This window comes from Gordonia sp. NPDC003429 (assembly GCF_053588575.1).
In genome coordinates, this window is sequence record NZ_JBSFQF010000003.1 from 137,336 (window position 1) to 159,289 (window position 21,954).

Annotated in this window: 18 protein-coding genes and 1 pseudogene; 15 read left to right on the plus strand and 4 right to left on the minus strand. The window is 67.9% G+C overall.

Annotated features, from left to right (window positions below; translation table 11 throughout):
• Positions 1-37 precede the first annotated feature (37 nt).
• Positions 38-1,009 carry a prephenate dehydrogenase gene (locus tag ACWDSI_RS05960; RefSeq protein ID WP_449755958.1) on the plus strand — a complete coding sequence of 324 codons (972 nt, stop codon included), beginning with the start codon at positions 38-40 and terminating at the stop codon, positions 1,007-1,009.
• 12 nt (positions 1,010-1,021) lie between these two features.
• On the opposite strand, the gene ACWDSI_RS05965 is transcribed toward ACWDSI_RS05960, so the two are convergent.
• The 4 genes from ACWDSI_RS05965 to aqpZ all read right to left on the minus strand — a co-directional run bounded on the left by ACWDSI_RS05965 (position 1,022) and on the right by aqpZ (position 5,244).
• A complete protein-coding gene (locus tag ACWDSI_RS05965) occupies positions 1,022-1,570 on the minus strand; it encodes a putative glycolipid-binding domain-containing protein (RefSeq protein ID WP_449747401.1) in 549 nt (182 codons plus the stop codon).
• Between the two features lie 183 nt (positions 1,571-1,753).
• Positions 1,754-2,266 (minus strand): hypothetical protein, encoded by a 513-nt coding sequence (locus ACWDSI_RS05970; protein ID WP_449755959.1) that lies wholly within the window; start codon positions 2,264-2,266, stop codon positions 1,754-1,756.
• Positions 2,267-2,674: 408 nt separating this feature from the next.
• On the minus strand, positions 2,675-4,375 hold the full coding sequence (locus ACWDSI_RS05975; protein WP_449755960.1) for a cation:proton antiporter: 1,701 nt from the start codon (positions 4,373-4,375) through the stop codon (positions 2,675-2,677).
• A gap of 107 nt (positions 4,376-4,482) precedes the next feature.
• Positions 4,483-5,244, minus strand: coding sequence for an aquaporin Z (gene aqpZ, locus ACWDSI_RS05980; RefSeq protein WP_449747282.1), 762 nt, complete (start codon positions 5,242-5,244; stop codon positions 4,483-4,485).
• Between the two features lie 265 nt (positions 5,245-5,509).
• Between aqpZ and ACWDSI_RS05985 the strand changes: the two genes are divergently transcribed.
• The 14 genes and pseudogenes from ACWDSI_RS05985 (at position 5,510) to nuoN (ending at position 21,784) form a co-directional block, all read left to right on the plus strand.
• Positions 5,510-5,923 carry a hypothetical protein gene (locus tag ACWDSI_RS05985; protein ID WP_449747281.1) on the plus strand — a complete coding sequence of 138 codons (414 nt, stop codon included), beginning with the start codon at positions 5,510-5,512 and terminating at the stop codon, positions 5,921-5,923.
• Between the two features lie 144 nt (positions 5,924-6,067).
• Positions 6,068-6,478: an NADH-quinone oxidoreductase subunit A gene (locus tag ACWDSI_RS05990; RefSeq protein ID WP_449747280.1), complete on the plus strand. Its 411-nt coding sequence runs from the start codon at positions 6,068-6,070 to the stop codon at positions 6,476-6,478.
• 53 nt (positions 6,479-6,531) lie between these two features.
• Positions 6,532-7,086 (plus strand): NuoB/complex I 20 kDa subunit family protein, encoded by a 555-nt coding sequence (locus tag ACWDSI_RS05995; protein ID WP_449747279.1) that lies wholly within the window; start codon positions 6,532-6,534, stop codon positions 7,084-7,086.
• Positions 7,083-7,775, plus strand: coding sequence for an NADH-quinone oxidoreductase subunit C (locus ACWDSI_RS06000; RefSeq protein WP_449755961.1), 693 nt, complete (start codon positions 7,083-7,085; stop codon positions 7,773-7,775). Before ACWDSI_RS05995 ends, ACWDSI_RS06000 begins: the two co-directional genes overlap by 4 nt.
• A complete protein-coding gene (gene nuoD / locus ACWDSI_RS06005) occupies positions 7,775-9,139 on the plus strand; it encodes an NADH dehydrogenase (quinone) subunit D (protein ID WP_449755962.1) in 1,365 nt (454 codons plus the stop codon). Before ACWDSI_RS06000 ends, nuoD begins: the two co-directional genes overlap by 1 nt.
• Positions 9,136-11,177: pseudogene (gene nuoF, locus ACWDSI_RS06010) on the plus strand (NADH-quinone oxidoreductase subunit NuoF). Before nuoD ends, nuoF begins: the two are co-directional and overlap by 4 nt.
• On the plus strand, positions 11,174-13,597 hold the full coding sequence (locus ACWDSI_RS06015; protein WP_449755963.1) for an NADH-quinone oxidoreductase subunit G: 2,424 nt from the start codon (positions 11,174-11,176) through the stop codon (positions 13,595-13,597). The pseudogene nuoF and the gene ACWDSI_RS06015 overlap by 4 nt, the downstream one beginning before the upstream one ends.
• A complete protein-coding gene (gene nuoH / locus ACWDSI_RS06020; protein ID WP_449755964.1) occupies positions 13,594-14,925 on the plus strand; it encodes an NADH-quinone oxidoreductase subunit NuoH in 1,332 nt (443 codons plus the stop codon). Before ACWDSI_RS06015 ends, nuoH begins: the two co-directional genes overlap by 4 nt.
• Positions 14,918-15,496, plus strand: coding sequence for an NADH-quinone oxidoreductase subunit NuoI (nuoI, locus tag ACWDSI_RS06025; protein ID WP_449755965.1), 579 nt, complete (start codon positions 14,918-14,920; stop codon positions 15,494-15,496). Before nuoH ends, nuoI begins: the two co-directional genes overlap by 8 nt.
• Positions 15,493-16,245: an NADH-quinone oxidoreductase subunit J gene (locus tag ACWDSI_RS06030; protein ID WP_449755966.1), complete on the plus strand. Its 753-nt coding sequence runs from the start codon at positions 15,493-15,495 to the stop codon at positions 16,243-16,245. Before nuoI ends, ACWDSI_RS06030 begins: the two co-directional genes overlap by 4 nt.
• Positions 16,242-16,541 carry an NADH-quinone oxidoreductase subunit NuoK gene (nuoK, locus tag ACWDSI_RS06035; RefSeq protein ID WP_449747272.1) on the plus strand — a complete coding sequence of 100 codons (300 nt, stop codon included), beginning with the start codon at positions 16,242-16,244 and terminating at the stop codon, positions 16,539-16,541. Before ACWDSI_RS06030 ends, nuoK begins: the two co-directional genes overlap by 4 nt.
• Before the next feature lie 31 nt (positions 16,542-16,572).
• A complete protein-coding gene (gene nuoL, locus ACWDSI_RS06040; protein ID WP_449755967.1) occupies positions 16,573-18,471 on the plus strand; it encodes an NADH-quinone oxidoreductase subunit L in 1,899 nt (632 codons plus the stop codon).
• Complete coding sequence (locus ACWDSI_RS06045; protein WP_449755968.1) at positions 18,468-20,108, plus strand: NADH-quinone oxidoreductase subunit M; 1,641 nt, start codon at positions 18,468-18,470, stop codon at positions 20,106-20,108. The genes nuoL and ACWDSI_RS06045 overlap by 4 nt, the downstream gene beginning before the upstream one ends.
• On the plus strand, positions 20,105-21,784 hold the full coding sequence (gene nuoN, locus ACWDSI_RS06050; protein WP_449755969.1) for an NADH-quinone oxidoreductase subunit NuoN: 1,680 nt from the start codon (positions 20,105-20,107) through the stop codon (positions 21,782-21,784). The genes ACWDSI_RS06045 and nuoN overlap by 4 nt, the downstream gene beginning before the upstream one ends.
• Positions 21,785-21,954 lie beyond the last annotated feature (170 nt).

A 21,954-nucleotide genomic window follows, 5' to 3' on the forward strand; every position in this document is an offset into this window, starting at 1 on the left:
GGGCGGCAAGGGCACCACGATGTGGGAATCTGGTGTGGTGACCGCTGATGCCGCAGATGCCGCCCGCTCCGCACGTCCGGTGTGCATCCTGGGTCTCGGCCTGATCGGTGGGTCGCTGCTGCGATCCCTGGCCGACGCCCACCGCGAGTGTTTCGGCTACAACCGGTCGCCGGACACGGTGGCCGCGGCCACGGATGCGGGCTACGACGCGTCCACCGACCTCGACGCCACCCTGCGCCGGGCCGCGTCCGCCGATGCGATCATCGTGCTCGCCACCCCGGTCACCACGATCGAACCACTCGTGCGCGCCATCGCCGACACCGCTCCGCACTGCCTGATCACCGATGTCATCAGCGTCAAACAGTCTGTGGCGGAGACTATTTCACGAGTGCATCCGGGGGCGCGCTACGTCGGCGGGCATCCGATGGCCGGCACCAGCCGCTCGGGGTGGGCGGCCACCGACCCGTCGCTGTTCACCGACGCGATGTGGATGGTGACCACCGAGGATCACACTGGCGCCGACGACTGGTCGGCGGTGGCCCACCTCGCACTGTCGACCGGTGCGATGGTGGTTCCCGCCGCACCCGACGCCCACGATCGCGCCGTGGCCGCCATCTCGCACGTCCCGCACCTGACCGCGGCCGCCACCGCTGCCGTCGGGGCGGGCGAGAGCGATCTGGCGCTGCGGCTGGCCGCAGGCAGCTTCCGCGACGGCACCCGAGTCGCGGCCTCGGCGCCCGCGCTGCAGCGGGCGATGATCGAAGCCAACGACGTCGCCGTGCTCAACGCGCTCAGCGAGGTGATCGACCGGCTCGTCGCCGCCCGCGACGATCTGCGCGATCACGGCAACGTCGCCGCTCTCATCGACGACGGGTATCGCGCGCGCCTGGCCTACGAGCGGATGGCACAGGCGAACCGCGACCACATCGTCGGGGTCACCGTCGGCGAAGACGGATGGCAAGCGCAGCTTCGCCGGCAGGCACACCAGGGCAAGGTGTGGCTCGGCTGAGTCGAGCAGCCCTCAGACCCGTTCGGCCAGCCCGGGGTAATTGATCACGAAGCCGTTGGCGTCGACGGTCAGGTCAGCGGTCGCCACCGGGGACACCACGGTGGGGCCGTCCGCACCGCTCGAGTAATGCAGTGTCGCCGGCTCCACCGCTCCGCTGGGCAGGTAGACGTAGACCACCGGGACGTCGAACTCGCCGGCCCCGCCGGCCAGACCCAGCCGACGGATGGGTAGCGCGTTGAACATCGGCGACAACGCGAGGTCGACGTCGAGTGCACCGTTGAAGTCGCCGCGGAAGGTCTCACCGTCGGTGTGGATCAACCACTGGTTCTCCTCGTCGCGCGAGATGCCGTACTGATTCTCACCGCTGGCGCGCAGCAGGTGGATCGACAGGCGTTTGGTGATACCCGCGTCGTTGGTGACGAGCTCGTAGGAAGCGGAGAACGCCTCCTGCTGGGCGGTGGCAGCGGCGATGATGCGTCCGTAGGCCTTGATCCGTGCACCGTTCACGTGCAGACGGACTTGCTCGAGCCGATCGGCACCCACTCCGCGCCACGTGATCATGGTCTTGAAATCCGGGGTCGCGGTCTCCGTCGTGCCACCCGACGACGGAGCAGGATCCTGCGCTGGCGAAATACTCACTCTGTACACGTTAGCGATGTCGGGCCACACGCACACACCTGATAGACAGCGCCGCAATCGGGGTCCCGAAGTGCGTGCGATCACAGCGGACGGGAACGGCCCACCTCACGCGGTGCATGATGCGGTGCGCCGCGTGGTTTCCGCGTCCACGCGGTCACGCGCGATGACCCGCCCGCCGACCGCGATCTCACAGGTCACCGAGCTGCCCGCGCCGGCGATCACCAGCAGCCGCAGCGGGTTGGAGCCGGCAATGAACTGCAGATGCCAGGTGGGCGGGGGCATGAACTCGCTGCGCAGCCCCTGATCGTCGACGTACAGGATGGTGCCGCTGCCGTCGATCGTCGCGTCGTAGGTCACGGTCTGGCCGGCGCGGAGTCCGGGAGCAGGGGTGTCGGGGACAGTGGGCGGCACTCCCGGCGGCATTGCCGGTGGGGCGGTCGGCGAGGCCACGGGAGGCTCGACGAGAGTCAGCCGGGGCTCGTCGAACGGGCTCGACGCGGTGGTCGTCTGCCGGTACTGGGTGACCCCGTAGAGCACCAGGCCCACCACCACGGCGGCGACCACGGCGAACACGATGGCGGTGCGGCCCATTCCGCCACGCCGCGTGCCCGCCGGCACGACATCGCCTCCGTGCGGCGTCGTCGCGGTGTCGGCGGGGTTGTGCGACGTCCCGGGTGTCCCCGCGGGTGCAGCACCGGTAACCGCAGGTCCCGGCGGGGGTGGGCCGGGACGAAGCGCGCGGTGCCGTCGGGTGCGTGCCCCAGTGGCGGGTAGAGACCGGGCAGCAGCGGCCGGCGATACAGATCGGCGACAGATGGGGCCGGGGACGACGCGGGTAAGGACGGCGGGGCCGGGGACGACGGGCGCGGGGACGACGGGCGCGGGGGCACAGCACCCGCCGCAGGCCGCGAGGCGCCACGGGTGGCCTCGTCCGGCTGACCCATCCGCACCTACCTCCTCCGCTGCGCGACGCCGACCCGCTGGGAGAGATCGGCTACCGACCTTTCCGACGATACGGACTCGGGATCAGAAGCGGCTCTCGAGTCGCGCCGACAGTCCCGCCTCCTGCAGGTCGAGCCGCTCGAGCATCCCCCGCACCACCTCGTCGTCGACCTCCCCCGCGTCGCGACGATCCACCAGCGCGTCCCGCTGGGCCTGCAGCACGTCGCGGTAGAGACCGGCGAACGCGTCGGTGCGCGCGGTGTGTGCCTCGGGATCGGGCATCTCCTCGGCGTCGCGGGATTGACGGGCCACCGACTCCTTGATGTATCGGATGGTCTCGGCGTCGAGACCATCCGGCGGATGTCGCACGAACTCGTCGATCACGGCATCGCCGGCGGTCAGCACGATCTGTTCGGCACGGTCGGTCTGCGCGTGGTCGTAGGACTCCTCATCGTCGTTGCGCAGATGCAGCCGCGCGATCAGCCACGGCAGGGTGGGGCCCTGGATGAGGATGGTGCCCACCGCCACGACGAAGGCGATCGCCTGGATCGCGGCGCGCTCGGGGAACGGCGCTCCCGAGGCCACGGTGAGCGGAATACCCGACGCCGCCGCCAGCGTCACCACTCCGCGCATCCCGGTCCACGCGACCACCGTTGTCTCCTGCCAGGTGAGCGGACGGTTGTCGATCTGGGAGCGCCACGCCCGCCATCGGCTCTGCATCCGCCCGTCGCGCCGGGCACGCGCCGAGGTGTGGCGTCGCGGTTGCGCGGCGATCTCGGTGGGCGCGTTCTCCTCGATGTGCCGGCTCACCACGCCACGACCGAACATCGCGAACACGCAGATCGGCCTGATCAGCAGCACCACCGCGAGCACGATGAGCGACGCCACCGCAACCTTGACCAGCGACTCGTGCGCCTCACGCAGGTCCTCGATGATGAACCGCAGCTGCAACCCGATGTAGGCGAAGACGAACGCCTCGAGCAGCACATCCACCGAGTTCCACACGTAGCGTTCCTGCAGTCGGGTCCGATACCCCGCGTGCACCGATCCGGACCCGACGACGAAGCCGGCGACAACCACCGCCAGCACCCCGGACGCGTGGACGTGTTCGGCACTCAGATAGGCCGCGAAGGGCACCACGAATCCCTGGACGGTCTCCAGCGCCGGGTTGCGCAGATGACGTCGAATCCACAGCGTGAGATAGCCGAGGATCGCACCGACCACGGGCCCGAGCACCGCGTTGTAGCCGAAAAGCAGCAGCGGGTTGTCGATGAAGGCGTGGGTGTCGGCGATCTGCGAGATCGCGATGGCGAACAGCGACAGCGCGGCGGCATCGTTCACGAGGCTCTCGCCGGTCAGGATCGTCATCAGCCGTTTGGGCAGGCCCAGTTTGCGGCCGATGGCCACAGCGGTGACCGCGTCGGGCGGTGCCACGATCGCCCCGAGCAGCAACGCCGTGGCGAAGGTCAGTTCTGGCACCAGCCACGAAGCGACGAATCCGACGGCGACGGCCGTGATCACCACCATCGCGACACCGAGACCGAGGATGGGTTTGAGGTTGCGAATGAACTGCGGGACGGAGAAGTTCAGTGCCGCCGAGTACAGCAGCGGTGGCAGTACCACCGTGAGCAGGACGTCGGAGTCGAGTTCGACGCGCGGCATCCCCGGGATGAACGACGCGGCGAGCGCCACCAGCACGATGATCAACGCGGGTTGCATTCCCCGGCGGTCGGCCAACGCGGTGACGATGATCGCGCCGACCAGCACGAGGATCAGCGATTCCATGAGCAGAGATTCTGGCAGGTCGGCGCCGGTTTTGCCGGATACGGGCGCGGCCGGTCACACGCTGGGTGTGACCGGCCGCAGTGGAATCGATCGAGGGTTGTCGGGGGCTACATGGGGTTGGCCGCGGGAGAGAATTTGAACTTGCCCTCCTCGAAGAGCAGCGGGTAGAGCAGCCCACCGATGATTCCGCCGACCAGCGGGGCCACCCAGAACACCCAGAGCTGTCCCGGTGCACCGTTCCCGTTGAAGAACGCGACGCCGGTCGAGCGTGCCGGATTGACCGACGTGTTGGAGATCGGGATCGAGATCAGGTGGATCAGGGTCAGCGTGAGTCCGATGGCCAGCGGGCCCATACCTTTCGGCGCACGGGTGTCGGTGGCACCGAGCACCACGATCAGGAAGAACGCCGTCAACAGGATTTCGGCGACGATCACCGCCGCCAGGGTGTACTTACCGGGACTGTGCTCACCGAATCCGTTGGCGGCCATGTTGCCGACGCGGTTCCAGCCCGGCTTGCCGCTCGCGATACCCCACAGCGCCAGACCCGCGACCAAACCGCCCGCCACCTGCGCGATCCAGTAGCCGGGCAGGTCTTTCCACGGGGTGCGGCCGCCCACGCAGGCGCCAAGGGTGATGGCGGGGTTGAAGTGGCCGCCGGAGATATGGCCTACCGCGTAGGCCATGGTGACGACGGTGAGGCCGAATGCCAGCGCGACGCCGAGATAGCCCACGCCGACCTGCACCTTGGTTCCGACGTCGTCGCCGACCGCCACTTCCTTGGCCGCGTAGATCGCGGTACCGCAGCCACCGAACACGAGCCAGAAGGTGCCGAAGAATTCGGCGCCGAGTTTTGCGAATGGGGAGGGCATAGTAGGCCTTTCTCTCGGTTGTCTCGCTTGGTCGTCGTCTCGCTTGGTCGTCTCGCTTGGTCGTCTCGCTTGGTCTTCGTCGTCAATCACGGAGCAGGCGTGTGCAATCTGGTCACTCCTGAAACTTCCGTACCGCCAGTGAAGCACTCCGGGCAGCATTCTTTCCGCCCTCGAATCGCAATGGTGACCTCGACGAGACCCAATGCTGATCCGTGTCGATGATGTGCGCCACGAATCGCGACAGCGTGACGGTAATGTCGTGCGGGTGACCGACCACCGGGTGCCGCGATCGTCGGCAGTACGCGTGCTGGTCTACTCCGACCACGCCGACACCCGCGCGCAAGTGATCGGGGCCATCGGGCGCCGCCCGGACGCGCAGTTGCCGGACGTGAGCTTTGTCGAGGTGGCCACCGCGGCGATGGTGTTCGGTCAGCTCGACGCCGGCGTCATCGACGCGGTGATTCTCGATGGCGAGGCGTCACCGGTGGGCGGCATGGGTGTGGCCAAGCAGATGCGCGACGAGATCGATCCCTGCCCGCCGATCCTGTTGCTGCTCGGGCGAGCGGACGACCGGTGGCTCGCAGACTGGTCACGAGCCGACGCCACCGCGACACTCCCGGTGGACCCGATCGCACTGTCGGCCACCTTCGTCGATCTCATCCGCGGCATCGGGGACTGATCCTGCGGCGGTGCCGACACGTCGGGGAAAACTTGGCGGGGCGCGCTTCGTCGCTTGTAGGGTGTGTGTCATAGCTCACATCAGCCTGGTGAGTGCGGCGGCCGACAGCCAAGGAGGCCACATCACGATGAATGCGCCCCGCTCATGAATGTCTATGTCCCGATCATGGTTCTCGGGGCTCTCGCCATGGCATTCGCGGTGTTCTCGGTCGCGGTCGCGATGCTCGTCGGACCGAAACGCCACAACCGGGCCAAGCTCGAGCCCTACGAATGCGGCATCGAACCGCTCACCGAAACCCACGCGGTCTCGGCCACACGGGGCACACTCTCGACGGCTGCACGCACCGAGCGCGTCATCCAGCGAATCCCGGTGAAGTACTACCTCACCGCGATGCTGTTCATCATCTTCGACATCGAGATCGTCTTCCTCTACCCGTGGGCAGTCGCGTTCGACGCCCTCGGCTGGTTCGGCCTCGCGGCCATGGCCCTGTTCATCGTCAACGTATCGGTGGCCTACGCCTACGAGTGGCGACGTGGAGGACTCAGCTGGGAATAGCCCCGGCGCTCGGGTATGCCCCGAAACCGGAAGTACACGAAGGAGGTTCGAGTATGGGACTCGAAGAGTCACTGCCTTCCGGCTTCCTTCTGAGCACCGTCGAGCAGCTGGCCGGCTTCATGCGCAAGGGTTCCCTTTGGCCGGCAACCTTCGGACTGGCGTGCTGCGCGATCGAGATGATGGCCACCACGTCGGGACGCTACGACCTCGCCCGTTTCGGCATGGAAGCGTTCCGCGCGTCGCCCCGCCAAGCCGATCTGATGATCGTCGCCGGACGGGTCAGCCAGAAGATGGCCCCGGTCTTGCGCCAGATCTACGACCAGATGACCGAACCCAAATGGGTTCTGGCGATGGGGGTTTGCGCGTCGTCGGGCGGCATGTTCAACAACTACGCGATCGTGCAGGGCGTCGATCACGTGGTACCAGTCGACATCTATCTCCCCGGCTGCCCACCCCGCCCGGAGATGCTGTTGCACGCGATTCTCGAACTGCACGAACAGATCGGCAAGATGCCCCTCGGGGTGAATCGGGAGGAGGCCATCTGGGCCGCCGAGCGAGCCGCCCTCGACGCGCGGCCGACGATCGAGATGAAGGGACTCCTGCGGTGAGCCCGCGCGGCGACGACGCGGAACGGATCGGCGAACGGCGTGGACTGTTCGGCGCGCACGGCAGCGGCGACACCTCCGGTTACGGCGGTCTGGTGCAGGCCATTACTTTGCCGGGCAGTTCATCTCGGCCCTACGGCGGCTATTTCGACGAGGTGGCCGACAATCTCGCCGCGGGTCTGCTCGAACACAATCCGTCCGCGCGCGATCCCTACGGCGACGCGATCGAGAAGGTGGTGATCTTCCGCGACGAGATGACACTGCATGTGCGACGCGACCATCTGCGTGAGGTCGCCTCGGCACTGCGCGATCTGCCGTCGCTGCGTTTCGAATTGTGCTTGGGAGTCAACGGTGTTCACTATCCCGATGACGCCGACCGGCAGTTGCACGCGGTCTATCCGCTGATGTCGATCACGCACAATCGGCGGATTCGCCTCGAAGTGTCCTGTCCCGACCACGATCCGCACATCCCGAGCCTGTGCGACATCTACCCCACCAACGACTGGCACGAACGCGAGACCTACGACTTCTTCGGCATCGTCTTCGACGGACATCGCTCGCTCACCCGCATCCAGATGCCCGACGACTGGCAGGGACACCCGCAGCGCAAGGACTATCCACTCGGCGGTGTTCCGGTGGAGTACAAGGGTGCTCGCGTCGCGCCACCCGACCGCCGGAGGTCCTACACCTGATGACCGCCACCGAGAACCCCGAACGCCGGGAGCGCAGCGAGCAGGCCCCGTCTCGCTATCCGCCGCCGACCACCTTCACCGTGTCGGGGCAGGACTGGGACGAGATTGTCACCGCCGTGGCCGAGCGGGCCGCGGCACAACCCGGTGACGAGCGCATCGTCGTGAACATGGGACCCCAGCATCCCTCCACCCACGGTGTGCTGCGGCTCATCCTGGAGATCGAGGGCGAGACGGTCACCTCGGCACGGTGCGGAATCGGCTACCTGCACACCGGGATCGAGAAGAACCTGGAGTACCGGAACTGGACACAGGGCGTCACCTTCGTCACCCGCATGGACTACCTGTCGCCGTTCTTCAACGAGACCGCCTACTGCCTCGGGGTGGAGAGGTTGCTCGGCATCACCGACGACGTCCCCGAACGTGCTTCGGTGATCCGGGTGATGATGATGGAACTCAACCGCATCTCCTCGCATCTGGTGGCCCTGGCCACCGGCGGCATGGAACTCGGCGCGGTCACCGCGATGTTCCTCGGCTTCGCCGAACGGGAGATGATCCTCGACCTTTTCGAATACGTCACCGGCCTGCGGATGAACCACGCCTACATCAGGCCCGGGGGTGTGTCACAGGATCTTCCGCCCGACGGCGCCGACCGCGTGGCCGCGGTGCTCGACGCGCTGCCCGAACGCCTCGATCAACTCGAGGACCTGTTGAACGACAACTACATCTGGAAGGCACGCACCCAGGGTGTCGGATTCCTCGACCTCACCGGGTGTATGGCGCTGGGGATCACCGGCCCGGTGCTGCGTTCCACCGGCCTCCCCCACGACCTGCGCAGGTCCCAGCCCTACTGCGGTTACGAGACCTACGAGTTCGACGTGATCACCGACGACGCCTGCGACTCGTACGGTCGGTATCTCATCCGCGTCAAGGAGATGCGCGAGTCGGCGCGTATCGTCGCGCAGTGCCTCGATCGGCTCCGGCCCGGGCCGGTGATGGTGTCCGATCGCAAGCTCGCCTGGCCGGCCGACCTGGCGTTGGGACCCGACGGGCTCGGCAACTCGCCCGAGCACATCGCCGCGATCATGGGCACCTCGATGGAGGCACTCATCCATCATTTCAAGCTGGTGACCGAGGGGATGCGGGTGCCGGCCGGGCAATGCTATGTCGCCGTGGAGTCGCCGCGCGGCGAACTCGGGGTCCACATGGTGAGCGACGGCGGTACCCGGCCCTATCGCGTGCACTACCGCGATCCGTCCTTCACCAATCTGCAGGCCGTGGCCGCGATGTGCGAGGGCGGCATGGTTGCCGACGTGATCACCGCCGTCGCCAGCATCGATCCGGTGATGGGAGGAGTCGACCGATGACCGATCCGGTGTTCGTGAAACTCGGTGCGCCGCCCAGCGACGGCGCGCCGGCAATCCCGCAGGCCCCGCACCCGGAGATCACGTTCGACGGGCCGACGACCTATCCACGCGACGTCACCGACACCCTGGCGAGGGAGGCCGCGACGATCATCGCCCCCTATCCGCAGGCCCGCTCGGCGCTGCTGCCGCTGCTGCACCTCGTCCAATCCCACGACGGCTACATCACCCGCGCCGGGGTGGGTTTCTGTGCCGCACAACTGGATCTGAGCGCGGCCGAGGTGGCCGCGGTGGCCACCTTCTACTCGATGTACCGCCGCAGCCCCACCGGCGAGTACCTGGTGGGCGTGTGCACCAACACGCTGTGTGCGGTGCTCGGCGGTGACGAGATCCTCGCCGCGCTGCGCGAGCACCTCGGTATCGCACCCGGCGAGACCACCGCCGACGGCCGGATCACACTGGAGCACGTCGAATGCAACGCCGCGTGCGACCACGCCCCGGTGGTGATGGTCAACTGGGAGTTCTTCGACGCGCAGACTCCCTCGGGCACAATCGAACTCGTCGAGGATCTGCGCGCCGGGGTCGCCGCGACACCCGACCGAGGGACCGGCCGGGTGTGCTCGTTCCGGCAGACCGCACGCCTGCTGGCCGGGCTGCCCGAACAGGGCCCGCGACCGTGACCGCGGTGCTGCCCGGCGACGTGGAGCCGGCCGAGACCCCGGTACTGAGCCGCTACTGGGATGAGCCCGAGTCATGGCGAATCCAGAATTACGAGTCGCACCACGGGTACACCGCGCTGCGCACGGCGCTGCAGCGAGAGCCCGACGACGTGATCGACACCATCAAGGCGTCGGGCCTGCGAGGTCGCGGTGGTGCCGGATTCCCGGTCGGCCTGAAGTGGTCGTTCATCCCGCAACCCGACCGGACCGCTGACGGCGCCGATTCCTCTGTGCCCCCGCACTATCTGGTGGTCAACGCCGACGAGTCCGAACCCGGCACCTGCAAGGACATGCCGCTGATGCTGGCCACCCCGCACGCCCTGATCGAAGGCGCGATCATCGCCGCATACGCCATCCGCGCGCGGCACGCGTTCATCTACGTGCGCGGCGAGGTGGCGTCGGTGATCCGGCGGCTGCGCTCCGCCGTCGACGAGGCTTATGCCGCAGGCTATCTGGGGCGTGACATCCTCGGCTCGGGTGTCGACGTGGAGTTGGTGGTCCACGCGGGTGCAGGCGCCTACATCTGCGGTGAGGAGACCGCGCTCCTCGATTCGCTGGAGGGACGACGCGGACAGCCCCGCCTGCGTCCGCCGTTCCCCGCGGTCGCCGGCCTGTACGCGAGTCCCACGGTGGTCAACAACGTCGAATCCATCGCGAGTGTGCCACCGATCATCCGCAATGGGGTCGACTGGTTCTGGGCGATGGGCACCGAGAAGTCACCCGGATTCACGCTGTACTCGCTGTCGGGTCACGTGACGCGTCCCGGTCAGTACGAGGCCCCGCTCGGCACCACGCTGGCCGAACTGCTCGACCGCGCCGGCGGCGTGCGGGCCGGGCATCGGCTCAAGTTCTGGACCCCGGGCGGGTCGTCGACACCGATGTTCACCGCCGATCACCTCGATGTGCCGCTGGATTACGAGGGTGTCGGCGAGGCGGGGTCGATGCTCGGCACCAAGGCGCTGCAGATCTTCGACGACACCACCTGCGTGGTGCGCGCGGTGCTGCGGTGGACCGAGTTCTACGCACACGAGTCGTGCGGCAAGTGCACGCCCTGCCGTGAGGGCACCTACTGGCTGGTCCAGTTGTTGCGCGGCTTCGAGTCCGGCGCCGCCGACGCCGCCGACCTCGACACGCTGGCCGACGTCACCAACAGCATCGTCGGCAAATCGTTCTGCGCCCTCGGTGACGGTGCGGGCAGCCCGATCGTGTCCTCGCTCAGATACTTCCGTGACGAATACCTCGCCCATCTGAACGGCGGATGCCCCTTCGATCCGCACGCCTCGACCGTGTACGCGGCCTCTGCTCCGCGGGAGGGGCGATGACCGCCGTCGACGACGCCGACACGGCGGCACCGGAGATGGTGTCGGCGACGATCGACGGGCTCGAGGTGTCGGTGCCGCCGGGCACCTTGCTGATCCGCGCCGCGGAATCCCTCGGCATCTCCATCCCGCGGTTCTGCGACCACCCGCTGCTCGATCCGGTGGGTGCGTGCCGGCAGTGCCTCGTAGAGGTGGAGGGCCAACGTAAACCGCTCGCGTCGTGCACCACGGTGGTGACCGACGGCATGGTGGCCCACACCCAGCGCAGTTCGGAGATCGCCGAGAAGGCACAGCGCGGTGTGATGGAACTGCTGTTGATCAATCACCCGCTCGACTGCCCGGTGTGCGACAAGGGCGGTGAGTGTCCGCTACAGAATCAGGCCATGTCGGCCGGTCGCGGCGAGTCGCGGTTCACCGGGGTCAAGCGGACCTTCACCAAGCCGGTGCCGCTGTCGTCGGAGGTGTTGCTCGACCGCGAGCGCTGCGTGCTGTGCGCCCGGTGCACCCGATTCGCCGACCAGGTAGCCGGCGATCCGCTGATCAGCCTGCAGGATCGCGGTGCGCTGCAACAGGTGTCGATCTACGCCGACGAGCCGTTCGAATCGTACTTCTCCGGCAACACGGTGCAGATCTGCCCGGTTGGCGCGCTGACCGGCACCGCCTACCGGTTCCGCGCCCGCCCGTTCGACCTCGTGTCGACACCGAGCGTGTGCGAGCACTGCGCCGGCGGCTGCGCGCAGCGCACCGATCATCGTCGGGGCACAGTTCTCCGCCGATTGGCCGGCGACGACCCGGAGGTCAACGCGGAGTGGAACTGTGACAAGGGCCGTTGGGCTTTCGCGTACACCGCCGCACCCGACCGGCTGACCGCGCCGATGGTGCGCGGCGCCGACGGGCAGCTGACGGAGGTGTCGTGGGCGCACGCCCTGCGGGCTGCGGCAAGCGGCTTGGCTGCCCACCGCGCGCGCACCGGCGTGCTGACCGGTGGCCGGCTCCCCGCGGAGGACGCCTACGCGTATTCGCGGTTCGCTCGAACAGTGCTGGGAACCAACGACATCGACTTCCGCAGTCGTGCCCACAGCGCCGAAGAGGCCGCCTTCCTGGCACGGCATGTGGCGGCGCGCGGCGACGACGTCACCTACCGCGAACTGGTGGCGGCGCCCGCAGTGTTGTTGGTGGCCTTCGAACCCGAGGAGGAGTCGCCGATGGTGTTCCTCCGGATGCGCCGTGCGGTGCGCACCGCACGGCAGCGGGTCACCACGATCGCGTCCTGGCGCAGTCGCGGAGTCGCCAAACTCGACGGCGCGTTGCTGCCGACCGTGCCGGGTGATGAAGCGGCAGTATTGGATTCGGCCGAGGCGGCGACTGCTGTCGACCTGCCGGGGTCGGTCATCATCGTCGGCGAACGCCTGGCCACCGTGCCCGGCGGGCTCGATGCCGCCGTCGGGCTCGCGGCGCGTACGGGTGCGCGCTTGGCCTGGATTCCGCGGCGCGCCGGGGAACGCGGCGCGCTCGAGGTCGGAGCGGCGCCGGATCTGCTTCCCGGTGGGCGCCCGGTGAGCGACGACCGCGCCCGCGCACAGCTGGCCGCCGCGTGGGATGCGGCGCACCTGCCCACCGACCCGGGTCGCGACACCGCAGCCATTCTCGACGCCGCCCGCACCGGAGAGCTCGGTGCGCTGCTGGTGGCCGGGGTGGAGCCCGCCGACCTGCCCGACCCTGCCGCCGCACTCGAATCCCTGTGCGCCACCGGGTTCCTGGTGAGCCTGGAGATCCGGCGCAGCGAGGTCACCGACCACGCCGACGTGGTACTGCCGGTGGCAGCGGTGGCCGAACGTGCGGGTACCTTCGTCGACTGGGAGGGCCGGGCGCGGCCATTCGCGGCCGCGCTGACCGAGCACGGCACAGTGCCCGAACACCGGGTGCTCCACGCACTGGCACACCAGCTCGGGGTGGATCTGCGATGCGACGACGTGGCCACGATCCGCGCCGACATCGACCGCATCGGCTTGTGGGACGGCGCACGTGGCACCTCGGGCGAGCACCGTCGCCCGGCCGCGACGCCGGAGTCACACTCGCCGGGACTCGCGAGGTTGGCAGGGTGGCGGATGCTGCTCGACGCCGGCCGTCTGCAGGACGGCGAACCCCACCTTGCGGGCACCGCCCGGACAGCGGTGCTGCGGTTGTCGGCCGCCACCGCCACGTCGATCGGTGCGACCGACGGGTCGACGGTCCGGGTGAGTACCGACCGCGGACATCTCGACCTACCGCTGACGATCACCGAGATGCCCGACGACGTGGTGTGGGTGCCGATGAATTCACCTGGCGCGTCGGTCAACACGCGGCTGGCCGCCGGTCCGGGTGACGTGGTGGCGATCGCTCTTGCGGAGACGGCACGGCGAGCGCCGGAGGCGACCCGATGAGCGCGGTATCACTGGCCGCCGGGGCGGCCCCCGACAACTACCCGACACTCGCCGACTTCGGCCACGATCCGTTCTGGCTGGTGCTCGTCAAGGCGGTCGCCGTTTTCGGCTTCCTGGTGGCCAATCCGTTGGTGGCCATCCTGGCCGAACGAAAGATCATGGCCCGCATGCAAACCCGAATCGGACCGAACCGGGTGGGTCCGCACGGGATGCTGCAGAGCCTGGCCGATGGTGTGAAACTGGCGCTCAAGGAAGGCATCGTCCCGGTCAGCGTCGACAAACTGATCTATCTGGCCGCTCCCGTCATCGCGGTGGTGCCCGCGATCATGGCGTTCGCGGTGATCCCTTTCGGTCCGATGGTGTCGGTCTTCGGGCATCGAACTCCGCTGCAGCTCACCGACCTTCCCGTCGGCGTGCTCTACGTGCTGGCGGTCACCTCGGTCGGCGTGTACGGCATCGTGCTCGCCGGCTGGTCGTCGGGTTCGACGTACCCGCTGCTGGGCGGTCTGCGGTCGACCGCACAGGTGATCTCCTACGAGATCGCGATGGGCCTGACCTTCGCGGCGGTGTTCCTCAACGCCGCGACGATGTCGACGTCGGAGATCGTCGCCGCCCAGCACCGCCATTGGTATGTGCTGCTGTTGCTGCCGTCGTTCGTCATCTACGCGGTGTCGATGGTCGGCGAGACCAACCGCGCGCCTTTCGATCTGCCGGAGGCCGAGGGCGAACTGGTCGGCGGCTTCCACACCGAGTACTCGTCGTTGAAGTTCGCGATGTTCATGCTCGCCGAGTACATCAACATGGTCACGGTGTCGGCGCTGGCCACCACCTTGTTCCTCGGCGGGTGGCAGGCCCCCTGGCCGGTGACGTTGTGGTCGGGTGCGAACTCCGGGTGGTGGCCCGTGCTGTGGTTCACGCTCAAGGTGTGGGTGTTCCTGTTCGTGTTCATCTGGTTGCGCACCAGCCTGCCCCGGCTGCGTTACGACCAGTTCATGAATCTCGGCTGGAAAGTGCTCATCCCGATCTCCCTGGCGTGGGTGATGGTGGTCGCGCTGATCCGGGTGGTGATGGATGCCGACAACCTCGCGCGGTCGCTGGTGTCGGCGGCGGCGGGACTCGTCTTCACCGCACTCATCGCCTTCACCGTGTGGCGGCTGATGCGTCCGCCTCCGGTGCCCGCGCCGCCGTCGGTGCCCGTTGCCTTCGACCCGATGGCAGGTGGCTTCCCGGTCCCTCCCCTGCCCGGTCAGCAGTTGCCCGGACGCCCGACCGGCAACTCGTCCGTTCCGCCCGCCTCCGATACGGCAAAGGAGACCACCGATGCCTGAACTCCGAAAGAATCTCGGCGCCAAGCCGCTGCGCGGCCTCAAGGTGACGTTCGCGGGCATGTTCGCGCCGACGATCACCGAGTCGTATCCCGAGCAGAAGGTGCCCACCGCGCCGCGCTATCACGGTCGGCACCAACTCAACCGCCATCCCGACGGGTTGGAGAAGTGCATCGGTTGCGAGCTGTGCGCCTGGGCGTGCCCGGCGGACGCCATCTACGTCGAGGGCGCCGACAACACCGACGAGCAGCGGTACTCCCCGGGGGAACGGTACGGTCGCGTGTACCAGATCAACTACCTGCGATGCATCGGGTGCGGACTGTGCATCGAGGCCTGTCCCACCCGGGCGTTGACGATGACGAACGAGTACGAACTCGCCGGCGAGCGCCGCGCGGACCTGATCTACGAGAAGGACCAGCTTCTCGCACCGCTCGACGACGGGGTCACCCCGCCGCCGCACGAGATGGCACCCGGCTCCACCGAGGAGAACTACTACCGCGGGGAGATCACCTCCGACGGCCACGTCACCGCCCGCGCGAACACGAGCGGGCCCGCGGTGGAGCCGGACTCATGAGCACCGTCCTTGCCGCGGCGGAACTCACCCGCACCTCCACCGGTGAGGCAGTGCAGTTCTGGGTGCTCGGTGCGGTGGCCGTGCTCGGCGCCCTCGGTGTCGTCTTCGCCACCAAGGCCGTCTACTCGGCGATCTTCCTGGCCACCACCATGATCGTGCTGGCCGTCTTCTATGTCGCGCAGGGCGCCCTGTTCCTCGGTGTGGTCCAGGTGGTGGTGTACACGGGGGCGGTGATGATGCTGTTCCTGTTCGTGCTGATGTTCATCGGCGTCGACTCGTCGGATTCACTGGTGGAAACACTACGGGGACAGCGTATTGCGGCCGCGGTGCTCGGCATCGGGTTCGGTGTGCTGCTCATCGCCGCGATCGCCAATGCGTCGCTCGCGGTGTTCGCCGGTGCCCCGAGTGCCGGTGGCGGCAACGCCGACATCGCCGCGCTCGCCGAACTGATCTTCGTGCGCTACCTGTGGGCGTTCGAACTCACCGGCGCACTACTCATCGCCGCCACCCTCGGCGCCATGGTGCTCACCCACCGGGAACGGTTCGGGCCACGGCGAACTCAGCGTGAGCTGTCGCAGGAGCGTTTCCGCACCGGAGTCGACATGACCCCGCTGCCCAACCCGGGTGTGTTCGCCCGGCACAACGCCGTCGACGTTCCGGCCCTGCTGCCCGACGGCACACCGTCGGACGCGTCGGTGAGCCCGATACTGCGGACCCGGGCGTCGTCGGGACCGGAGGGATCGCGATGAACCCGGAGAACTATCTGTATCTGTCGGCCCTGCTGTTCGCGATCGGCGCGTCGGGAGTGCTGTTGCGGCGCAACGCCATCGTGGTGTTCATGTGTGTGGAGCTGATGCTCAACGCCGCGAACCTCTCGTTCGTGACCTTTGCCCGCATGCACGGTTCGTTCGACGGGCAGGTGATCGCCTTCTTCACCATGGTGGTCGCCGCGGCCGAGGTCGTCGTGGGCCTCGCGATCATCATGACCATCTTCCGGGCGCGGCGTTCGGCCTCGGTCGACGACGCGGATCTGCTGCGACGCTGAGGTCGCCGGGCATACGAGGTGAGGAGGACCGATGGGCACCGACTGGTCGGCGGATCTGTTGTGGCTGTTGCCGTTCCTGCCGTTGGCGGGAGCGGCGATCCTCCTGATCCTTGCGCGCCGCACCGACCGGTGGGGTCATGTGCTCGCCTGCGCGATGGCACTGGGAGCCTTCGCTCTCGGACTCGCCATGTTCGTCGGAATGCTCGGCCGCGACGTCGGCGACCGAGCGGTACACCAGTCGCTGTTCTCCTGGGTGCCCGTCGGATCGCTGCAGGTGGACTTCGGTCTTCGGCTCGACCAGTTGTCGATGGTGTTCGTGTTGCTGATCACCGGGGTCGGATCACTGATCCACATCTATTCGGTGGCGTACATGGCCGACGACCCGGATCGTCGGCGATTCTTCGCCTATCTGAATCTCTTTCTGGCCGCGATGCTCGTGCTGGTGCTCGCCGACAACTATCTGGTGCTCTATCTGGGTTGGGAGGGCGTGGGCCTCGCGTCGTATCTGCTGATCGGTTTCTGGCAGTACAAGCCCGCGGCCGCGACCGCCGCGAAGAAGGCCTTCGTGATCAACCGTGTCGGCGACATCGGGTTGGCCATCGCACTGATGATCATGTTCGCGACCTTCGGGGCCGTCTCCTTCGAGGCGGTGTTCGGCGCCGCCGGCCGCGCCGGTGAAAGCGTGCTCACCGCACTGGGATTCATGCTGCTGCTGGCGGCATGCGGCAAATCGGCGCAGGTCCCGCTGCAAGCCTGGCTCGGCGACGCCATGGAGGGCCCGACGCCGGTGTCGGCGCTGATTCACGCCGCCACGATGGTCACCGCGGGCGTCTACCTGATCGCCCGGTCGGGGCCGATCTTCGACCTCGCACCCCACGCCAGGGCCGCGGTGACCGTGGTGGGTGCGGTCACCCTGCTGTTCGGTGCGATCATCGGCTGCGCCAAGGACGACATCAAAAAGGCGCTGGCCGCGTCCACCATGAGCCAGATCGGGTACATGGTGCTCGCCACCGGACTCGGCCCCGCCGGCTACGCGCTGGCGATCATGCATCTGCTCACGCACGGCTTCTTCAAGGCCGGACTCTTCCTGGGCGCCGGGTCGGTGATGCACGGCATGAACGACGAGACCGACATGCGCCGCTTCGGCGGACTGCGGAGCGTCATGCCGATCACGTTCGTCACCTTCGGATTCGGGTATCTGGCGATCATCGGAGTGCCCCCGTTCTCCGGGTTCTTCTCCAAGGACCCGATCATCGAGGCCGCCTTCGCCTCCGGCGGTGTGGGCGCCTGGTTCCTCGGTGGTGCCGCACTGCTCGGTGCTGGCATCACCGCGTTCTACATGACGCGGGTGATGCTGCTGACGTTCTTCGGTGACCGTCGATGGCGGTCCGACGCCCATCCGCACGAGTCGCCCGGGTTGATGGTGTGGCCGATGATCATCCTGGCGATCGGCTCACTGGCCGCGGGCGCCGCGTTCGCGTGGGGTGACAGTCTGGTCGACTGGCTCGAACCCGTTGTGGGACACACCCATCACGAACTGGCGGCACCCACCTGGGTGGTCACCGTGACGATCCTCGCGGTGGTCGCGATCGGGGTGGCCGTCGCGTGGCGGCAGTACGGGGCGGCACCGGTGCCCGCGCAGGCACCCGACGACGTGACGGCGCTGACCGTGGCAGCACGCCGCGACCTGTACGGGGACGCGTTCAACGAGGACGTGCTGATGCGGCCCGGCCGGCGGGCGACCCGCGCGCTCGTCGCCGTGGAGAACGACGGCGTCGACGGTGTGACGACCGGTGTCGGCGCGGCGATCACCGCACTGTCGCAACGATTACGTAACTGGCAGAACGGCGTTGTCCGTTCCTACGCGTTGTCGGTGTTCGCCGGGGCCACGGTGATCCTCGCGACCCTGATGGTGGTGGCGGTGCGATGAGCGTCCCGTGGCTGACCATTCTGTGGGTGTTGCCCACCGTCGGCGCCGTCGCGGTGCTCGCCGTTCCCAACACCCGGCCCGACGTCGCGAAGTGGCTGGGACTGAGCGTCTCGGTGGCCGCGCTGGTGCTGTCGCTCGGCCTGGCCGTGGGGTTCGACACGGGCGGTGCGCGGTATCAGTTCGTCGAGGACCACCCCTGGATTCCGTCGCTGGGCACGGGCTACACGCTGGGACTCGATGGCATCGGCCTGGTGTTGGTGGTCCTGACCACGGTACTGCTGCCACTGCTGATCGTCGCGGGGTGGCGCGACGCCGATCATTCGGGCTCACTGGATCATTCGGCCGGTCGGCGTCAGAAGGGCCCGCACACCTACATCGCGTTGATGCTCGCGGTGGAGGCGATGGTGCTGATGAGTTTCGTCGCCCTCGACATCCTGCTGTTCTACATCTTCTTCGAGGCGATGCTGATCCCCATGTACTTCCTGATCGGGGGATTCGGTACCGGCGCCACCGGTGTCACGCGGTCGCGGGCGGCGGTGAAGTTCCTGCTGTACAACTTGTTCGGCGGTCTGATCATGCTGGCCGCGGTGATCGGGTTGTACGTCGTGACGGCGCGGTCGGATCTCGGCGGCGGAACGTTCGATCTGCGGGTGGTGGTCGACGCGGCGGCGTCGGGCAAGCTCGATGCGAGTTCCGGCCTGCTCGCGATCCTGTTCCTCGGCTTCATGTTCGCGTTTGCGGTGAAAGCCCCGCTGTGGCCGTTCCATTCGTGGCTGCCCGACGCGGCCGTGGTCGCCACCCCCGCCGGTGCGGTGCTGATGATGGCGGTGGTCGACAAGGTGGGCACCTTCGCGATGCTGCGGTACTGCCTGCAGATCTTTCCCGATGCGTCGCGCTACTTCGCACCCCTCATAGCGGCGCTCGCGGTGATCGGCATCGTGTACGGAGCCGTACTCGCGATCGGCCAGTCCGATGTGATGCGGCTGATCGCCTACACGTCGATATCCCACTTCGGGTTCATCATTCTCGGCATCTTCGCGCTCACCACACAGGCCCAGTCCGGGTCGACGCTGTACATGGTGAACCACGGATTGTCGACGGCGGCACTGTTTCTCATCGCCGGATTCCTGGTGTCGCGGCGTGGTAGCCGGCTCATCGCCGATTACGGCGGGGTGCAGCAGGTGGCGCCGGTACTGTCGGGCACCTTCTTGATCGCCGGCCTGGCCACGCTCTCGCTGCCCGGTCTGGCTCCCTTCATCAGCGAGTTCCTCGTCCTCGTCGGCACATTCACGCGGTATCCGGTGGCCGCCGTCGTCGCGTCGAGTGCTCTGGTGCTGTCGGCGATCTACATTCTGTGGACCTACCAACGAATCATGGGCGGACCAGTCCGCGGAATGACGGGCGGACCGGTGCGCGCCGTCGAGGGGCCCGGGGCAGCCACCCGGAAGGTCCGCGACCTGCACGGCCGCGAGATTGTGGTGGTGGCGCCGCTGCTCGCTCTGCTGCTGTTGTTCGGCATCTACCCCAAGCCTCTGCTCGACCGCATCGATCCCGCGGTCGAACACACGATGACGACCATTCATCAGACCGATCCGGCGCCTGCTGTACCGGCGGCCGGGCAGGGAGGGCACAAGTGAGAACCGAGGTCCTGGCGGCGATCTCATCACCCAGCATTGCCTACGGTGTGCTCTCGCCGATGCTGATCGTCTTCGGGTGCGCGGTGCTCGGCGTGCTGGTGGAGGCGTTTGTGCCGCGCGGTCGGCGCTACGTGAGTCAGCTCGTGCTGTCGCTGGGCGGCCTGGTGGCCGCGTTCGCGGCGCTGGTGGTGGTGACGGTGGCCCACACACGCGATGGCGGGCTGGGTGAGACGGTGATGTCGGGGGCGGTGGTGATGGACCGGCCCGCGCTGTTCCTGCAGGGACTGATCCTGCTGATCGCGGTTCTCTCGGTGGCGTTCATGGGTGAGAGACGGCTCGAACGGGTGGTGCCCCCCACGTCGGCTTCGCCGCGGCGGTTCAGCGACGGTCCCGGTGCCGCCGCCGCGACCGCCCTCGGCTCGGTGCGCGCGGACATGTTCACGCCGTCCGGGGCGGCGGTACCCAACACCGACGCCGAGTACGAGGTCACCCGGGCGGGTGCGGTGACCACGGCGGTGTTCCCGCTGACGCTGCTGGCGGTCGGCGGCATGATGCTGTTCGGTGCGTGCGGTGATCTGTTGACGATGTTCGTCGCCCTCGAAGTGTTCTCGTTGCCGCTGTATCTGCTGTGCGGGCTGGCGCGGCGGCGTCGGCTGATCTCGCAGGAGGCCTCACTCAAGTACTTCCTGCTGGGAGCATTCTCCTCGGGCTTCTTCCTGTTCGGGGCGTCCTTTGCGTACGGGGCCACCGGATCGCTGCGGCTGTCGGACATCGGGCGCGCCCTCGCCGCCCCCGGCGCCGACACCACCCTGGGGGTGGTGTCGCTCGGGCTGCTGGCGGTGGGGCTGTTGTTCAAGGTCGGGGCGGTGCCGTTTCACTCGTGGATTCCCGACGTGTACCAGGGGGCACCCACCCCGGTGACCGCGTTCATGGCGGCCGCCACCAAGGTGGCCGCGTTCGGCGCGCTGTTGCGCGTGTTCTACGTCGGCTTCGGCGCGCTGCAATCGGACTGGGAGCCGGTGCTGTGGGTGGTGGCGAGCCTGACGATGGTGGTCGGCGCGTTGCTGGCGGTCACCCAGACCGACATCAAGCGGATGCTCGCCTACTCGTCGATCACGCACGCTGGATTCATCCTGCTCGGCGTGATCGCCTTCGACACCGCCGGCCTGGCCGCGACCCTCTTCTACCTCGCGGCGTACGCCTTCTCGACCTTCGGTGCCTTCGCGACGGTGGCCGTGGTGCGTGAACCCGATCGGCCGTCGGGTCCGCATCTGTCGGGCCGGGAGGCCACCGACATCACTCAGTGGGCCGGGCTGGGCAAACGGTATCCGCTGGTGGGTGCGATGTTCTCGATGTTCTTGCTCGCCTTCGCCGGTATCCCGCTGACCAGCGGGTTCATCGCCAAGTTCGATGTCTTCGCCGCGGCAGCCGGTGGCGGCGCCGGGGTGTTGGTGGTGATCGGCGTGCTGAGCAGCGCGATCGCCGCCTACTTCTACGTGCGGATCATCGTCGCGATGTTCTTCGCCGACGTGCCCGTCGATGCGCCGCACGTGGTGACCCCGAGCGCACTGACCACCTCGTCGATCGCGGTGTGCACCCTGGTGACCATCGTGCTCGGCATCTTCCCGCAGCCGTTGCTGGACCTGACCGAACACGCCGCCCGCTTCCTCGGTTGAGCGTGCCCACAATCCCGTCGACCGTGCCCACAACCCCGTCGAGCGTGCCCAACCGCCAGTCGAGCGTGCCCACAATCCCGTCGAGCGTGCCCAGATCTCTGTCGACCGTGCCCAGATCTCTGTCGAGCGTGCCCAGATCCCCGTCGAGCGTGCCCAACCGCCAGTCGAGC

What these genes read in the sequence shown, in the direction of transcription:
- ACWDSI_RS05965 (WP_449747401.1), bottom strand. Translation starts at nt 1,570, where the DNA reads ATGATCACGTGGCGCGGAGTGGGTGCCGATCGGCTCGAGCAAGTCCGT.
- ACWDSI_RS05975 (WP_449755960.1), bottom strand. Translation starts at nt 4,375, where the DNA reads ATGGAATCGCTGATCCTCGTGCTGGTCGGCGCGATCATCGTCACCGCG.
- aqpZ (WP_449747282.1), bottom strand. Translation starts at nt 5,244, where the DNA reads ATGCCCTCCCCATTCGCAAAACTCGGCGCCGAATTCTTCGGCACCTTC.
- ACWDSI_RS05990 (WP_449747280.1), top strand. Translation starts at nt 6,068, where the DNA reads ATGAATGTCTATGTCCCGATCATGGTTCTCGGGGCTCTCGCCATGGCA.
- ACWDSI_RS05995 (WP_449747279.1), top strand. Translation starts at nt 6,532, where the DNA reads ATGGGACTCGAAGAGTCACTGCCTTCCGGCTTCCTTCTGAGCACCGTC.
- nuoD (WP_449755962.1), top strand. Translation starts at nt 7,775, where the DNA reads ATGACCGCCACCGAGAACCCCGAACGCCGGGAGCGCAGCGAGCAGGCC.
- ACWDSI_RS06015 (WP_449755963.1), top strand. Translation starts at nt 11,174, where the DNA reads ATGACCGCCGTCGACGACGCCGACACGGCGGCACCGGAGATGGTGTCG.
- nuoH (WP_449755964.1), top strand. Translation starts at nt 13,594, where the DNA reads ATGAGCGCGGTATCACTGGCCGCCGGGGCGGCCCCCGACAACTACCCG.
- nuoI (WP_449755965.1), top strand. Translation starts at nt 14,918, where the DNA reads ATGCCTGAACTCCGAAAGAATCTCGGCGCCAAGCCGCTGCGCGGCCTC.
- ACWDSI_RS06030 (WP_449755966.1), top strand. Translation starts at nt 15,493, where the DNA reads ATGAGCACCGTCCTTGCCGCGGCGGAACTCACCCGCACCTCCACCGGT.
- nuoK (WP_449747272.1), top strand. Translation starts at nt 16,242, where the DNA reads ATGAACCCGGAGAACTATCTGTATCTGTCGGCCCTGCTGTTCGCGATC.
- nuoL (WP_449755967.1), top strand. Translation starts at nt 16,573, where the DNA reads ATGGGCACCGACTGGTCGGCGGATCTGTTGTGGCTGTTGCCGTTCCTG.
- ACWDSI_RS06045 (WP_449755968.1), top strand. Translation starts at nt 18,468, where the DNA reads ATGAGCGTCCCGTGGCTGACCATTCTGTGGGTGTTGCCCACCGTCGGC.